Raw genomic sequence first — 15825 nt, forward strand, 5'->3', positions numbered from 1 at the left:
TTAAAGTCCAAGGTTCAGGTTAAAGAAAAAGCTCTGTACGCCGGGATAGCCCAGACCTGTTAAACCAATGGCATTACCGCCAGCCCCGGCAGAAAAAGACTCTGGGTCAAATCCGTCCCAAGGGGTGTAAAGGATAATATTATTGGCAGCTATAGAAACTCTTGCTGTTCTAAACGGAGTTCTTTCCAGTAGACCAGGGTTTAGATTATAACCAAGGGTGATGTTGCGCAATTTGATAAAACTGGCATCACTGACAAAATTTTCACTTGTAGTTCTGTAATGATTTCTCCAGTATCCAGCCCCATAATCTACGCCATCAGGACCTACTCCTTGACCCAGCCAAACTTCTTTTGTGTTGGGACTTCCATCTGCCAGCACTCCATCAAAAACCCTAAAATCTTCCCGAGCCTCCGTGAATTTATTCTTGCCAAATGCAGAAAGGAAGTTCGCATATTGATTGTATTGCTCTAAACCTGTTCTGAAGTCAATAAGGAAGGATAATTCGAAATCTTTGTAGTTGAAATCATTTCGAATTCCACCAATCCATTTGGGCACAGCATTACCTAAGATAAGCTGTGTACCAGTTCTAGATGGAAAACCATTGGCCCCAATAATTACCGGAAGACTGCGGTCCAAAAACAAATTGTCAGGATCTGAACCAAACCTTTGGTAAGAACTACCAAAAATATTACCATAGGCTTCTCCTTCCAATAGTTTCATAGTAACGGTTGATCCCGCGTACCCAAATTGGCTTCCCACCACAATTTCATCAATGCCTTCCTTGATGGCTTTAATTTCATTATTATTGATGGATAAGTTGGCGGAAATGTTCCATGAAAAACCTTGGCTTTCTATTGGACTTCCGCCCAAGATAAATTCAAATCCACTGTTTTGGATCTCACCAGCATTGGTGATATAAGAAGAAAAGCCTGTGGCATCGGATACCGGAACAGGGATAATCTGATCTCTCGCATTAGATTTATAATAGGTGACATCAAAATTGGCCCTATTGTTCAAAAATGCGGTTTGCAAACCAAACTCAATAGAAGTAGTCTGCTCTGGCTTAAGTGCCAAATCTCCATAAACCGAATTTCTTGTAAAACCTACCTGACCATTCAAAGGAAAAATGGAAGGTGAGACATAAGTAGCACCTAGGATATGTGGATCAGTATCTTTCCCTACCTGTGCCCATGAGGCCCTTAATTTACCGAATGTCAACCAGGAAGGTAGCTCCATATTTTCGCTAAACACATAACCCAAGTTAAAGGAAGAGTAGAAAAAGGAGTTGTTGTCCTTGGGTAGGGTAGAAGAAATGTCATTCCGTCCGGTGATGTTCAGGAAGAGGTAATTTTTATAATCAACCATCAAATCTCCATAAAAACCTACCAATCTTCTTATGGATTTGTATTGACTGGCAAAAATCTGAGAGGCTGCACTGAGGTTGTAAAATTCAGGAATAACAAAATTTTCACCACGTGCTGTAACTCGGTCATATTTTCGCTCAAATATATCATTACCCAACCTCAGGCTGGTATTAAGGTCAGTAGAAAACTGTTTCTTTAAAGTAAGGTAGAAGTTAGAGGTTAGGTCCCTGCTGTTGATCCTTGTTTCCTCCAAATAACCTGTTGAACTTAAAGGAACCTCTCCGTCAATACCTTTTGGTCCAGGAGTGATTTCTGTACGTTGGTCGCTGTAGAAGTCATTTCCCAGGCGATAAGAAAAGGCAAGCCAGTCGGTAGGGCTGTAATTAAAATTGATATTTCCTATTACCCTATTGACATCATCTTCATAAGTTGCAAAACGCGCATCATAGATTGGATTGGTGTTGGAATAGGTTCTCATCGTTCCATCCTCATTGATATAATCCCGGACATCGGTGGTTTCGGACCAGTACATCATACGCTCCATAAACCGGTCATGAGGAACCCTATTTCCTCCCGAGTTGCTGTAATTGACAGATCCAGAGAAATCAAACTTCTCAGAAACTTTCACGTTTCCTGATAATTTGGCGGTGGTTCTGTCCCAACTAGAAAAAGGGATGATACCTTCCTGTTTTAGGTTGCCAAAGGAACCATAAAAAGTAGCCTTTTCATTACCTCCGGAAATGCTCAGGTTATTGTCGAGCTGTACGCCGGTATTAAAAACCCGGTTCCAGTTGTCCTGGTATTTGTGATCGGGAACGGTTTGTTGTACTTCTGCTATAGGGGCTCCCCAAGAAGGCCAAAAGCTAGATGGCTGGTACTCTCCACTAAAGCCCTGACCATATTTGTCCTGTAATTTTGGCAATTGGTTGAGGGTTTCAAAACCTACTGAGCCATTGTAATTAACCCTGACTTCTCCTGCCTTGCCCTTTTTGGTGGTGACAATTACCGCACCATTTGCAGCCCTTACTCCATAGAGAGCGGTTGCTGCTGCACCTTTCAGTACAGAAATGGAGGCCACATCATTGGGGTTAAGGTCGGCCATTCTGTTCGATAGGCCCCTTGGCGTACCAGTAGACTCGATGGTGGAGTTATCCACAGGCACACCATCCACGACAAAGAGCGGTTGGTTGTTAGCTCCTGGGTCTAGGGAGTTGATCCCTCTGATGATGATCCTTGCTGACTGGCCTGGAGCACCACCTGAGTTGGTTATCTGAACACCAGCTGCTTGACCTTGAAGGGAATTCACCAAGTTGGGCTGTTTTGTTTTGGTAATGGCTTCTGCATCTATGTTTTGAGCAGCATAGCCCAGTGATTTTTTCTCCTGGGAAATACCAAATGCCGTCACAATAAACTCATCCAAACCTTTTGCTTCGGATTCCATTACTACATTTAGGTTCTGCTGGTTGCCTACCGTAATGGTCTGGGAAGCATACCCAATATAGGAAAAAACCAGTTCGGTGTTTGAATCAGGGACATTAATGCTGAAGTTCCCGTTAATATCAGAGACCGTACCGGTACCTGTACCTTTTGCTACAATGCTAACACCTGGAAGACCTTCCTGATCCTCTGCAGATGTCACTTTTCCGTTGACAGTACTTTGCTGAGCCATAAGGCTACCGTTAATTAGCAATAGTAACAACGTGAATAAACAATAAGTAAAATTTTTCTTCATAAAATTTAACCGATTAATTGACGATAATTTAACAATTCAAATAGTCTTTAATTTTTAACCTGAAATGGCTAATAAGGCTAAAGGGAAGTTGATTTTATCAAAATTTTCTTCCCAAAAACGATGTTTTTGCCTAATAGAGGTTAAATGGGGTTAATTTGTGTTAATGAATTACCATTTAAGTTAATTATAAATAATTCAAAACCTCCAAAAAGCCAAAATAATTATCAATTAATTAAATTTAATTTTGACAATGGAAAAGTCAATTTATGGGTTAATATCACTACTTGCCTCAGGGGTTTTCTCGAGGAGATAAATATTAGCACATTTGTTCCCTTACTTTTTATAAAGATTTAATGACTTTTCTTAAAATTTGTATTTAACCTCGCTCTTGAGAAAATTGATATATTTGAATATGAAAAGAACCAAAAAAGTCAGCAATATCAATACCATGGAAATGATTTCTCCTGAGGGTTTGAATGAAAGCCAGGCAAAATTGATAAACTTGGCAAACAAAGCAACTGACAAGGCCTATGCACCTTACTCTAATTTCCGGGTTGGTGCAGCGCTTGTTTTAGAAGATGGACAAACTTTCTGGGCAAATAATCAGGAAAACATATGTTACCCTGCAGGGATTTGTGCAGAACGGGTACTTTTAAGTTATACACATTCCAATTTTCCAGACTTAAAACCCCTATCAATAGCCATTGTGGCCAAAAAATCTGATAATTCTGGTTTGGCTACTGTTACTCCTTGTGGCTTGTGCAGACAGACAATTAGTGAATACGAGATGAAATTTGACAGCCCTATTGAGGTGCTGATGCTCCGTGCCGATGGGCATGTTTTAAAGGCTGGTGGAATTGACCAATTGCTTCCTTATAAACTTGAAGATTTAAATGAATAATGGTTCAAAATGAAATACAGTTTCAGGCCAAGCAGACTTTTTCGCTTAGCCATGCACCCTTAGGAGAGGAAAAAACGATTTGGATTGTCTTTCATGGATATGGTCAACTGGCCAAATTTTTCCTAAGGAAATTCAATTTATTATTTGAAGACAATACCTTAATAGTGGCTCCAGAGGGGCTCAACCATTTTTACCTTAAAGGTTTTTCGGGAAGAGTAGGGGCCAATTGGATGACCAAACATGAGCGAGAAATTGACATCACCAATAGTAATGCTTACCTCAATGGAATAATAGAAGAATTGCTTCTCAAGTATGAAAATATGCCTCAAATTAATGTTTTGGGGTTTTCCCAAGGAGCGGCCACTATGAGTCGATGGATCTGTCAATCAAATCTAAAACCAACAAAAGTGGTTTTTTGGGGTGGAGCCCCTGCTCATGATTTGGAAACTTCCCTAATGCTTGAAAGGCTTAACAGCAGTCAGGTCATTTTGGCATTGGATGACAATGATCCCTTTTTACAATCAGATATTTATACCCAAGTGGAAAACCGCCTTTCCGATGCTGGTTTTGCCAATTTTAAAGAACTGAAGTATTCAGGAGGCCATGAATTAGAGGCAGGATTGCTCAAAGAAATATTTTTGATGTAATTTTGCCCCATGAGGATTTTGTATAACCTGGGAATGAATTTGCTCGATCGGCTAATGAGAATTGGCAGTAAACGATCTGACAAGCTCAAGCTCGCTGTAATAGGAAGAAAAAAGACCTTTGAAGAAATAATCTCCTTTAGGAAATCAAATCCTCAGGAGCTGGCTTGGTTTCACGTGGCCTCTCTAGGTGAATATTTACAAGCAAAACCTGTCATTGAAGCATTTAAAAAAGAACATCCACTTTGGTCGGTAGCTGTTTCTTTTTTCAGCCCTTCAGGTTATGAACAAGCCATCAAAAAAAAGCAGGATTGGGTAGATTTTATTTGCTACCTCCCTATTGATACCCCCCAAAATGCCAATCGATTTGTGGACTTACTTTCACCTGACATGGCTTTTTTCATTAAATATGATTTGTGGGCCAATCACATCCTTGCAGTTAAAAAGAATAAAATCCCCCTTTATCTGGTGGCAGCGTCTTTTAGGAAAAAGCAGGTGTATTTTTCTTGGTATGGTGGTTTTTTTAAACAACTGCTCTTTTGCTTTGATCATGTCTTTGTACAGAATGGAGAGTCCAAAGCCTTACTTAAAAAAGCAGGAATTAAAAATATCAGTTTGACAGGAGATCCTCGGTTCGACAATGTATACAAGACCAGGCTTCAACCTAAGTTGTTTCCTGAGATAGCACAAGGTATCACTAAGAAGGTGATGGTGCTTGGTAGTGTATGGCAGGAAGACATGGATAATCTGATTCCTTTTATTAATCAATCACATGGCTTTCAATTTATTATTGCTCCTCATGATATTCATCTAGGAACCATTGAAAATTGGCAGAAGGCAATTACCTTGCCTTCAATAAAATATTCTGAATATAGAAAAGAGGAGCAATCTGGTACCTGGGATGTTTTGATCATTGATAATATTGGTATGCTTTCTTCCTTGTATCAGTTTGCCTATTGTGCGTATATTGGCGGTGCTATGGGTAAAGGGCTTCACAATATCCTAGAGCCCTTGGCTTTTGGAATACCTGTTTTGTTTGGTCCATTAAAGAAGGTTTCGAAGTTTCCAGAAGCTGAAATAAGTAAGCAATATGGATGTGGATTTGCTGTAAAGGATGAAACAGAAATTAGGACAGTCATGGAAAACCTTGGCAGAAAAGCAGCCTATGAACAAGCTTGCGATTCAGCAAATAGCTTGGTGAAGGACAATTTGGGAAGTGCTGAAAGGACGGTTGCAATCATTAAGAAAGAGACATGGAAGGAAGAGTGATCAAGACAACGGGCTCATGGTATGAGGTGAAAGTTGGAGACAAAATGATCAAAGCCAGGCTTAGAGGAAAGTTCAAACAGGACAACCTTAAATTAACCAACCCCATAGCCGTAGGTGATTATGTCATTCTGGATAGGGAAAAAAACCAGGAAACAGCGGTAATAAACACCATAGTTCCGAGAGAGAATTATATCATTAGGAAATCCACCCGAAAACAACATTTTTCGCATATTCTGGCGGCCAATGTTGATCAGGCTTACCTTATGGTGACGGTTAGAGATCCAAGAACTTCTTTGGGTTTTATTGATCGTTTTTTGGTAAGTACAGAAAGTTTTAGAATTCCCTGCACGCTACTTGTCAATAAGGTAGAGACTTTAACAAAGAAAAAGGACCTGGATTTTTTAGAAGAGCTTCATGACATTTATGCTCCTCTGGGTTATCCAATTATTGAGCTTTCTGCCTTACATGATAAGGATTTAATGGAAAAATTTGAACCTAGACTGACAGGGAAAACTACCTTGATGGCAGGACATTCAGGTGTAGGGAAATCTACATTGCTCAATAGATTGGTACCGCAAGCAACTCAGGCAACTCAGGAAGTTTCAAAATTTTCTTCAAAAGGAGTACATACTACTACCTTTGCAGAGATGTTTCCATTTGGTGAGTCTGGGTATTTTATAGACACTCCCGGTATCAAAGAGTTCGGGATTCTAGATATTGACGACCAGGAACTTTCTCACTATTTTGTAGAATTAAGGAAATACCTGGGACAGTGTAAATACAATAATTGTAAACATATCAATGAACCCGGTTGTAAAGTCCTGGAGGTTCTGGAACAGGGGTATATTCATCCTTATCGCTATGAAAACTACCTGAAAATTATGAGTGAGGAGGACAGTCACCGCTAAATATAGTGAACCTAAATTCCTTTGGTTATTGGCAAAGTAAAAAGTGAATCAATACTTTGAAAGCAAGGGCAATTCGGTTAATTTCATTAAAATTTTGACAAAGGCACAGAAATGACGCAAAAAGCAAAAATATTGGTATTGAACCATCACCAAATCCAACAAAAAATAACGCGAATAGCGTTTGAGATTTATGAAAGGAATGCTGGTGAGAAGCAGTTGACCATTGCCGGACTTACCGGAATGGGGTATGTGTTCGCGGAGTTAATGGTCGCTAAATTAAGGGAAATAGCTTCTTTTGATGTGCAGTTAATTAAGGTAGACTTAGACAAAGAAAATCCAAAAATTGAAGAAGTGGTCCTCTCGCCGCATGATTCCTTAAAGGGGAAGTCTATAATCTTGGTGGACGACGTTTTGAATACTGGTAAAACGCTTGCCTTTGCAATGGTTCCATTTCTTGAACATGAGGTTAAAAAAATGGAAGTTTTGGTTTTTGTCAATAGGAGTCATAAACTCTTTCCAGTAGCCCCAGATTATACAGGCTACGAGCTTGCCACCACCCTTAGTGAGCATATAACTGTAAACTTAGACCCAAAAGCATCCACCGTTCACCTTCACTGATATGTCCGTACACCAATCTACCCACCTGAAGCGAATTACTACCCACATTCTTCAGGAAATGAAAAAACGAAAGGAAAAAATTTCCATGCTTACGGCCTATGATTTTTCCATGGCTGGCATAGTGGATGCTGCAGGAATTGACATGATATTGGTAGGGGATTCAGCTTCAAATGTAATGGCTGGACATGAAACTACCTTGCCTATCACATTAGACCAGATGATCTACCATGCCACCTCCGTGGTTAGGGCAGTAGAGCGAGCATTGGTAGTGGTGGACATTCCTTTTGGTTCTTATCAAGGCAACAGTTCCGAAGCACTAAGGTCTGCCATCCGTATCATGAAAGAGTCAGGAGCACACGCTGTTAAAGTGGAAGGTGGGGCTGAAATCAAAGAGTCAGTGATTCGAATTTTAAGTGCAGGTGTACCTGTAATGGGACACCTTGGATTGACTCCTCAGTCCATATACAAATTTGGAACTTATACTGTAAGGGCCAAAGAAAAGGATGAGGCCAATAAGCTTTTGGAGGATGCGAAGATTCTAGAGGAGTGTGGCTGTTTTGCGCTAGTACTTGAAAAAATTCCAGCTGCTTTGGCCAAAGAAGTTGCTGAAGCAGTAAGCATACCTGTCATAGGTATTGGGGCTGGACCGGATGTTGATGGTCAGGTGCTTGTACTTCATGACATGCTGGGAATTACACAAGAGTTTCAACCTAGGTTTCTTAGACAATACGCAGACATTAGAAATACCATGCTAAAAGCTGTAGGCAATTATATAAAAGACGTTAAGTCTAAGGATTTCCCGAATCAAGATGAGAGTTATTAGCTACTATCTACAACCTAGGGGGAAAATGGGAATATTCTGGGTTTTCATGTATTTTTGGCCTACCATTGGTACCTGATTTTTCTACTTTATGTATACTATCTTCCTTAGGCTTATTATTTCTTCTAATCTAGAGGCTTGGCCTTCTGATAAAGATATTTTTCGTAATTTAGCTGACAATTTTAAATTGGAATTCATTTTAAATACAATCAGAAAACAGAAATACATATGAGTGACAAAACCCCCAAAATTCTTTATACCCTTACGGATGAGGCACCGGCATTAGCCACCTATTCTTTATTGCCTATCATAAAAGCATTTACTGACTCGGCTGGGGTGTCTGTAGAAACAAGAGATATTTCCCTTTCAGGTAGAATCATCGCAACGTTTCCTGAGTTTTTGAAAGAAGAGCAGAGAATCAGTGACGCCCTTACCGAGCTAGGAGAAATAGCTAAAACCCCTGAGGCCAACATCGTAAAGTTACCGAACATCAGTGCTTCTATTCCACAACTAAAAACAGCCATTAAGGAGTTGCAGGAACAAGGGTATGGGTTACCAGATTATCCAGATGATCCGAAAAATGAACAAGAGCAAAACATTAAAGACAAATACGATAAAATTAAAGGTTCTGCAGTAAATCCTGTATTGAGGGAAGGTAATTCAGATAGAAGGGCGCCGCAGGCTGTTAAGCAATTCGCTAGAAACAATCCTCATAGCATGGGAAAATGGAGCCAAGACTCTAAATCTCATGTGTCAAGTATGACTGAGGGGGATTTTTATGGTAGTGAAAAATCAGTGACCCTTCCTTCAGAAACTAGTGTTAGTATAGTGCTTCATGGAAAGGATGGTAAACAAACTAGCTTAAAAGAAGGCCTTCCTTTGCTGAAAGGTGAGATTATTGATGCTGCTGTTTTAAGTGTATCTGCATTGAGAAAATTCCTTAAAGAGCAAATAGCTGAAGCCAAAAAACAAGGTGTTTTGTTTTCATTGCATATGAAAGCCACTATGATGAAAGTTTCTGACCCTATCATCTTTGGCCATGCAGTAACTGTTTTCTTTGCACCGGTATTTGAAAAGCACGCAGCTGTACTTAAAGAAGCTGGGGTAGATCCAAACAATGGCTTTGGAGACCTTATTGCTGCTTTGGATAAACTACCAGCAGATACGCGTAAAGCGATAGAAGCTGATATTGATGCATGTTATGCAGACAGCCCTGATTTGGCTATGGTTAACTCTGACAAAGGCATTACCAATCTACACGTACCTAGTGATGTAATTATTGATGCTTCCATGCCTGCTATGATCAGAAGTAGTGGACAAATGTGGAACAAAAACAATCAACTTCAGGATACAAAAGCAGTAATACCTGATAGATCCTATGCGGGTGTTTACCAAGAAACCATTGATTTTTGTAAGAAAAATGGTGCTTTAGATCCAACCACAATGGGATCTGTACCTAATGTAGGCCTTATGGCTCAAAAGGCAGAAGAGTATGGTTCTCATGACAAAACTTTCGAAATCCCTTCTTCTGGTACTGTAAAGGTAACAAACGCTTCAGGTCAGGTTATTCTTGAAAATGAAGTTGAAGAAGGTGATATATGGAGAATGTGTCAGGTAAAAGATGCACCAATTCAGGATTGGGTAAAGCTCGCTGTTAACAGAGCAAGAGCTACAGGTGTTCCTGCAGTCTTTTGGTTAGACAAAAACAGGTCTCATGATGCTGCGCTTATCTCAAAGGTTGAAACCTACCTGAAAGATCACGATACACAGGGGTTAGATATTTCTATCATGTCGCCTAAAGAAGCTACTCGCTTTTCTCTTGAGCGCATAAAAGATGGAAAAGATACCATATCAGTAACGGGTAATGTATTGAGAGATTACTTGACCGATTTATTCCCAATTTTAGAATTAGGTACAAGCGCTAAAATGCTTTCTATAGTACCTTTGATGAATGGTGGAGGTTTATTTGAAACCGGTGCCGGAGGATCTGCGCCTAAGCATGTTCAGCAATTTGTTGAAGAAGGACACCTTCGTTGGGACTCATTGGGTGAGTTTTTAGCTCTTGCGGTATCTTTGGATCATTTGGGGGATACCTTTAACAATGACAGGGCAAAGGTCTTGGGGAAAACTTTAGACCAGGCAACGGCTAAATTCCTAGATAAAGGCAAGTCTCCTTCTAGAAAAGTAAATGAACTGGATAACCGTGGAAGTCATTTTTATCTTGCCATGTATTGGGCAGAAACTTTGGCCAGTCAGGATGACGATGCAGCATTGAAAACCATTTTCACCCCAGTGGCCAAAACCATGGCTGAGAATGAGGAAAAAATTGTTAGTGAATTGAATGGTGCGCAGGGAAGTCCTGTTGACATTGGAGGTTATTACAAACCTGATGAGGAAAAAACATCCGCAGCGATGCGACCTAGCCAGACTTTAAATGATATATTAAAAACAATCGTAGCATAGTTGCTCGATTGAAATTAAATAAGCGTAAAAAAGCCGGAAGAAATTTTCTTCCGGCTTTTTTTATGTGTTTCCCAATTCATTTCACTAAAGAATTGGGAGTAAAACCTATAACTTACTTATAGTCGTTTGATTTTGATATTTCTAAACCACACATCATCTCCGTGGTCTTGAAGTACAATTTTGCCTTCCTTGAACTTGGCAAAGTCTTCCCATTTCGAGAATTTACTTTCAGCTACCATAGCATTCCACTGATCATCCCAAAGAGATGTTTCTACAGTCTTCACACCATTTAGGAAAAACTGCAATGTGTTATTGTTGATAACAATTTCAGTTTTGTTCCATTCACCTACTGGTTTTGAAGCGTCTTGAGTAGATTCAATCATGTCATAAAGATCACCTGTTCGGTGGGTAATGATTTTACCATCTTTATGTCCATCGTTGTCAAGCAACTGGTACTCTGGACCTGTATGGTAAGGTCTGTCGTAGTTTCCGTTGTCCTGAACATGGAACATGATGCCGCTATTTCCGTTTTCAGAAATTTTCCATTCTATTTCAAGGTGAAAATTGCCAAAGGTTTCTTTGGTGATCAAATCTCCTCCGTCCTCTTTTTCAGAATTAAAGTAGAGCACACCATCGGCAGCCTCCCAGGCTTCTCCTGGCTGGTCTTTGCCATATCCAGTCCATCCTGTCAGGCTATTGCCATCAAATAAACTTATCCACTCTTCCTCAGTCACGATGATTTCTTCAATATTTTCCTCCGCAGTACTGTTATTACTTGTAGCAGGGCCACAGCCCACTACTGCAAGTGAAAGTGCTGCCATAGACAAAGTTGTTCTTATCATTTCAAATTATTTCTTTAACAAGAGAACGAATTTTGCAAGATTTTTGGCATCTTCTTCAGAAAGATTAGGGTGAGCTGGCATAGGTATTTCTCCCCAAGTACCTACACTACCTGCTATAACTTTACCTGCCAAAAGCTCAATATTCTCGTCAGTTGACTCATATTTAGCTGCAACATCAGCATAAGAAGGTCCAACGATTTTCCTTTCAAGCATATGGCAAGAAGGGCAATCGTTTTGTCCCATTAACTCTGATCCTTTGATGAAAATAGGATCATCTTTGTACTTTTCTTCCAAACTGATTTCTACAGGAGCTGGTGGAGGTGCAGCAGCAGCGCTTTCGCTAGATGCGGATTCAGAACTACCGGAGCCACCACAGGCTGAAACGGCTACCATTGCGCTGGCCATAACAGCCATACTTAAATTCAAATTAAACTTCATGGTTTGTAATAGTTAGATTAATTAATTCCCAATAATTTTTTATTTAAACCTTCGTCCATTCCCGTGGATGCAAAATCATCGAAGGTTTTTTCAGTTACATGTATTATTTTCTCGCTTATAAATTTAGCTCCTTCGATTGCACCATCTTCAGGGTGCTTAATGGCACATTCCCATTCTAGGACAGCCCATCCATCAAAATCATATTGCGAAAGTTTACTAAAAATAGCGTTAAAATCAACCTGGCCATCTCCCAATGAGCGGAATCTTCCTGCTCTTTCTATCCAGCTAGAATAGCCACCATAAACACCTTGTCTCCCTGTAGGATTAAACTCTGCATCCTTAACATGAAACATTTTAATTCTGTCTTTATATATATCGATAAAATCAACATAATTGAGACACTGTAATACAAAGTGACTTGGGTCATAAAGGATATTGGCTCTTTTATGGTGATTTACCTTTTCTAAGAACAAATCAAAAGTAACGCCATCGTGCAAGTCTTCTCCAGGATGTAGTTCATAACAAACGTCTACACCATATTTATCGAATTCATCCAATATTGGCAACCATCTTTTGGCCAATTCTTCAAAACCTGTATCCACAAGTCCAGCGGGACGCTGAGGCCATGGATAAACAGTGTGCCACATTAAAGCACCACTAAAGGTACCATGGGTGGTCAAGCCAAAGTTTTTACTGGCTTTTGCGGCCATCATTAGCTGATTGGTAGCCCATTCTTGTTTGCCTTTAAGGTCACCTGCTAGTTCTGCAGGAGCAAAAGCGTCAAAGAGTTCATTGTATGCAGGACTTACAGCTACGAGTTGTCCTTGTAAATGCGTAGAAAAATCAGATATTTCAACACCAGCTTCTTTTACGGTATTTTTAATTTGGTTGACATAGTCCATGTCCTCCGCTGCTTTCTTCAAGTCGATCAGTCTGACATCCCATGTAGGGATTTGAACTGCTTTGTATCCGATGCTTGCAGCCCAGGTACAAATGTCTTTTAAATTATTAAAAGGGGCTTTATCATCTACAAACTGGGCCAAGAATAAGGCTGGTCCTTTAATGGTTTTCATAAAGATTTAGGTTATTTAAAGTTCAAATTTAGTCCATTTTTCATTAGAATTACTACTTTTTACCACATGCTCTACAAAAGCCATTCCTCTTAAGCCATCTTCAGCACCTGGAAAGTCTTCCCATTCTTTTTTCGGTGTTTCACCATTCTTTCTGGCGTAAAGGCATCGGGCAAAGTTTCTATATAAATTGGCAAAAGCTTCTAGGTAACCTTCAGGGTGTCCTCCTGGTGTTCGGACGTTTTCTGTAGCCGCTGAAGACAAGTAAGGAATATTACCTCCTGCTCTATATATCTGATCAGGTGCTTCAGGGTGACGTACTATTAAAGTATTGGCATTGTCCTGTTCCCATTCCAAACCAGCTTTCTCACCGTAGACCCTGATTTTGATGTTGTTTTCTGCGCCTGGAGCAATTTGGGTTGCCATCAAGACGCCTGATGCGCCATCTTCAAACTTCAACAATACGGCCCCATCATCATCAAGGGTTCTTCCCTCCACCACACAATTAAGATCCGCACATAATTTAGTCATTTTCAATCCACTTACGTATTCGGCAAGGTTGAATGCATGAGTTCCAATGTCTCCCATACAGTTGGCAATACCGCTTTTGCTAGGATCTGTTCTCCAGATCGCTTGCTTATAATCGGTGTTTTCCAGTTTGTTCCATAACCAACCTTGAGGGTATTCTACATAAACTTTTCTTACTTTACCTATAACACCGGTAGAAATTAAATGTTTGGCTTCCTTCACCATTGGGTAGCCGGTATAGGTATGGGTTAAGCAGAACATCAGTCCTGTTTCTTCAATGATTTTGTTCAGTTCTTTGGCTTCTTCATAGCTAAAAGTCATAGGCTTGTCTAAAACAACATGAAACCCATTCTGCAATGCCTTTTTGGTAGGATCAAAATGTACGTGGTTAGGGGTGACTATTGCCACAAAATCGATTCTTTCAGATTCGGGTAATAACAGTTCCTTTTCAAACATTTCATCGTAAGAGGCATACACCCTCTCAGATGGAAGAAAAAGTTCTTTACCTGTTTCCGCAGATTTTTCCGCACTGCTACTAAAAGCACCAGCGGCCAATTCAATGATGCCGTCCATTGCAGCGGATATTCTGTGGACAGCCCCTATGAAGGAGCCCGGTCCACCTCCGATCATCCCCATTTTAAGTTTTCTGTTACTCATTCTTTTGGTCTTTGGTTTTTTTGATTTCTATATTTCCCTTTTTTCTTTATATATTTCAATGGTTGATAATGAATCTACTATTTTTTGCAAATAGAAGAAAATATTTTTAAGAAATTGAGAAATAGTAAGCTTGCTTTCTGAAGTGATAAATTTACGTTAAATTGGCTTAAATTTTAAATTATTCTACAGATTGTTTACTAAGGGTTCTTGACTAAATTCGATCAAACTAAACGCTAACATACCAAAAACTATGACTTTAAATAATAGGTTTAAGCTTTCCCTAATGATGTTTCTTGAATTTTTTGTTTGGGGATCCTGGTACGTTACTTTAGGTACATTTTTAGGGAACAACCTTCAAGCAAATGGAAGTCAATTGGCCGCCGCATTTTCTACCCAGTCCATAGGTGCCATAGTGGCTCCTTTTGTAATTGGCTTAATAGCAGATAGGTTTTTTAATGCAGAGAAAATTTTAGGGGTATTGCATTTGTTGGGTGCGGGCTTGATGTACATGATGTTTTCATCTTATAGCTTTATCGCATTTTACCCATATGTTCTGGCTTATATGATTATATATATGCCCACTCTTGCATTGGTTAACTCCGTTTCATTTAACCAGATGAAAGATCCGGCTAAGGAATTCAGTACGATTAGAGTTTGGGGAACCGTAGGGTGGATCGCTTCAGGGTTGATGATCAGTTACTTTTTTGTGTGGGATAGTTCTGCTTCAATTGGTGAAGGAATGCTTAGAAATACCTTCTTGATGTCTTCAATTTCTTCGGTAGTTCTAGGGCTTTTTGCTTTTACACTTCCTAAAACACCTCCTGTTGTATCTCAAAAGGGGGATAAGCAATCCATTGTTGAAATACTAGGTTTAGATGCACTTAAGCTATTGAAAGACAAGGATTTTGCGATTTTCTTTCTATCCTCTATTTTGATATGTATTCCATTGGCCTTTTACTATCAAAACGCCAACCCATTTCTTTCAGAAGTTGGCCTGACCAATCCCACAGGGAAAATGACAATAGGACAGGTATCTGAGGTATTGTTTCTTCTTATGATGCCCTTCTTTTTCAAGAAATTCGGATTGAAAATTACCTTGATTGTAGGGATGGTGGCCTGGGTTGTGAGGTACGTATTTTTTGCCTTTGGTGATGCGGGTGAGGGCACCTATCTATTACTTATAGGTATTGCATTACATGGTATTTGTTACGATTTCTTCTTTGTTGCTGGTCAAATATATACAGATTCTAAAGCTGGACCCAAATACAAAAGTTCTGCTCAGGGTCTTATTACCTTGGCCACTTATGGAGTAGGAATGCTTATAGGTTTTTGGATAGCTGGAATTGTTTCTGATTCTTATTTAGAAGCAGACGGAATGCATATTTGGAAAAATATTTGGCTAATACCTTCTGGTATTGCTTTGCTGGTGACCGTTATTTTTGTTTTGTTTTTCAAAGACAAAGATTTTATCAAAGCCAATGCTGAAAGGGACAGTTTGAAGAACAATAATATCACTGAATAGTTGTGTGGGCGTATTGGCTATGAATCAGTCTATTTAGAGTATTTATAAA

Annotated in this window: 13 protein-coding genes; 8 read left to right on the forward strand and 5 right to left on the reverse strand. The window is 39.7% G+C overall.

The window, feature by feature from the left end:
• Positions 1-3033, reverse strand: a complete 3033-nt coding sequence (locus CA2015_RS08825; RefSeq protein ID WP_240477950.1) for a SusC/RagA family TonB-linked outer membrane protein — start codon at positions 3031-3033, stop codon at positions 1-3.
• 475 nt (positions 3034-3508) lie between these two features.
• On the opposite strand from CA2015_RS08825, the gene CA2015_RS08835 reads away from it, so the two are divergent.
• From CA2015_RS08835 to CA2015_RS08865, 7 genes are all read left to right on the forward strand, one after another.
• The gene (locus CA2015_RS08835) at positions 3509-3997 is read left to right on the forward strand and encodes a cytidine deaminase (protein WP_048641579.1); all 489 of its coding nucleotides are present in this window, start codon (positions 3509-3511) and stop codon (positions 3995-3997) included.
• The gene (locus CA2015_RS08840; RefSeq protein ID WP_048641580.1) at positions 3997-4644 is read left to right on the forward strand and encodes an alpha/beta hydrolase; all 648 of its coding nucleotides are present in this window, start codon (positions 3997-3999) and stop codon (positions 4642-4644) included. The genes CA2015_RS08835 and CA2015_RS08840 overlap by 1 nt, the downstream gene beginning before the upstream one ends.
• A gap of 33 nt (positions 4645-4677) precedes the next feature.
• The gene (locus CA2015_RS08845; RefSeq protein WP_240477951.1) at positions 4678-5910 is read left to right on the forward strand and encodes a 3-deoxy-D-manno-octulosonic acid transferase; all 1233 of its coding nucleotides are present in this window, start codon (positions 4678-4680) and stop codon (positions 5908-5910) included.
• Positions 5895-6818: a ribosome small subunit-dependent GTPase A gene (rsgA, locus tag CA2015_RS08850; protein ID WP_048641582.1), complete on the forward strand. Its 924-nt coding sequence runs from the start codon at positions 5895-5897 to the stop codon at positions 6816-6818. The genes CA2015_RS08845 and rsgA overlap by 16 nt, the downstream gene beginning before the upstream one ends.
• Positions 6819-6929: 111 nt before the next feature.
• Entirely contained in the window at positions 6930-7436 is a 507-nt protein-coding gene (locus CA2015_RS08855; protein WP_048641583.1) for a phosphoribosyltransferase family protein, read from the forward strand.
• Between the two features lies 1 nt (position 7437).
• Positions 7438-8259, forward strand: coding sequence for a 3-methyl-2-oxobutanoate hydroxymethyltransferase (gene panB, locus CA2015_RS08860; RefSeq protein WP_048641584.1), 822 nt, complete (start codon positions 7438-7440; stop codon positions 8257-8259).
• A 225-nt stretch (positions 8260-8484) separates the two neighbouring features.
• Complete coding sequence (locus CA2015_RS08865) at positions 8485-10719, forward strand: NADP-dependent isocitrate dehydrogenase (protein ID WP_048641585.1); 2235 nt, start codon at positions 8485-8487, stop codon at positions 10717-10719.
• 116 nt (positions 10720-10835) lie between these two features.
• Here the strand turns inward: CA2015_RS08865 and CA2015_RS08870 are convergent, their stop codons facing one another.
• The 4 genes from CA2015_RS08870 to CA2015_RS08885 are packed head-to-tail and all read right to left on the reverse strand — an operon-like array spanning position 10836 to position 14254.
• On the reverse strand, positions 10836-11561 hold the full coding sequence (locus tag CA2015_RS08870) for a 3-keto-disaccharide hydrolase (RefSeq protein ID WP_048641586.1): 726 nt from the start codon (positions 11559-11561) through the stop codon (positions 10836-10838).
• 6 nt (positions 11562-11567) lie between these two features.
• Positions 11568-11999, reverse strand: a complete 432-nt coding sequence (locus CA2015_RS08875) for a c-type cytochrome (protein WP_048641587.1) — start codon at positions 11997-11999, stop codon at positions 11568-11570.
• Positions 12000-12016: 17 nt separating this feature from the next.
• Positions 12017-13072, reverse strand: a complete 1056-nt coding sequence (locus tag CA2015_RS08880; protein WP_048641588.1) for a sugar phosphate isomerase/epimerase family protein — start codon at positions 13070-13072, stop codon at positions 12017-12019.
• A gap of 15 nt (positions 13073-13087) precedes the next feature.
• Positions 13088-14254 carry a Gfo/Idh/MocA family protein gene (locus CA2015_RS08885; protein WP_048641589.1) on the reverse strand — a complete coding sequence of 389 codons (1167 nt, stop codon included), beginning with the start codon at positions 14252-14254 and terminating at the stop codon, positions 13088-13090.
• A gap of 250 nt (positions 14255-14504) precedes the next feature.
• On the opposite strand from CA2015_RS08885, the gene CA2015_RS08890 reads away from it, so the two are divergent.
• Positions 14505-15776: a nucleoside permease gene (locus CA2015_RS08890; RefSeq protein ID WP_048641590.1), complete on the forward strand. Its 1272-nt coding sequence runs from the start codon at positions 14505-14507 to the stop codon at positions 15774-15776.
• Positions 15777-15825: the final 49 nt, after the last annotated feature.

The organism is Cyclobacterium amurskyense, assembly GCF_001050135.1.
GTDB classification, from domain to species: domain Bacteria; phylum Bacteroidota; class Bacteroidia; order Cytophagales; family Cyclobacteriaceae; genus Cyclobacterium; species Cyclobacterium amurskyense.

Excerpts from the sequence above, each read along its gene's own strand:
- CA2015_RS08825 (WP_240477950.1), bottom strand. The coding sequence starts at position 3,033 with ATGGCTCAGCAAAGTACTGTCAACGGAAAAGTGACATCTGCAGAGGAT.
- CA2015_RS08835 (WP_048641579.1), top strand. The coding sequence starts at position 3,509 with ATGAAAAGAACCAAAAAAGTCAGCAATATCAATACCATGGAAATGATT.
- CA2015_RS08840 (WP_048641580.1), top strand. The coding sequence starts at position 3,997 with ATGGTTCAAAATGAAATACAGTTTCAGGCCAAGCAGACTTTTTCGCTT.
- CA2015_RS08845 (WP_240477951.1), top strand. The coding sequence starts at position 4,678 with ATGAATTTGCTCGATCGGCTAATGAGAATTGGCAGTAAACGATCTGAC.
- rsgA (WP_048641582.1), top strand. The coding sequence starts at position 5,895 with ATGGAAGGAAGAGTGATCAAGACAACGGGCTCATGGTATGAGGTGAAA.
- CA2015_RS08855 (WP_048641583.1), top strand. The coding sequence starts at position 6,930 with ATGACGCAAAAAGCAAAAATATTGGTATTGAACCATCACCAAATCCAA.
- panB (WP_048641584.1), top strand. The coding sequence starts at position 7,438 with ATGTCCGTACACCAATCTACCCACCTGAAGCGAATTACTACCCACATT.
- CA2015_RS08865 (WP_048641585.1), top strand. The coding sequence starts at position 8,485 with ATGAGTGACAAAACCCCCAAAATTCTTTATACCCTTACGGATGAGGCA.
- CA2015_RS08870 (WP_048641586.1), bottom strand. The coding sequence starts at position 11,561 with ATGATAAGAACAACTTTGTCTATGGCAGCACTTTCACTTGCAGTAGTG.
- CA2015_RS08875 (WP_048641587.1), bottom strand. The coding sequence starts at position 11,999 with ATGAAGTTTAATTTGAATTTAAGTATGGCTGTTATGGCCAGCGCAATG.
- CA2015_RS08880 (WP_048641588.1), bottom strand. The coding sequence starts at position 13,072 with ATGAAAACCATTAAAGGACCAGCCTTATTCTTGGCCCAGTTTGTAGAT.
- CA2015_RS08885 (WP_048641589.1), bottom strand. The coding sequence starts at position 14,254 with ATGAGTAACAGAAAACTTAAAATGGGGATGATCGGAGGTGGACCGGGC.
- CA2015_RS08890 (WP_048641590.1), top strand. The coding sequence starts at position 14,505 with ATGACTTTAAATAATAGGTTTAAGCTTTCCCTAATGATGTTTCTTGAA.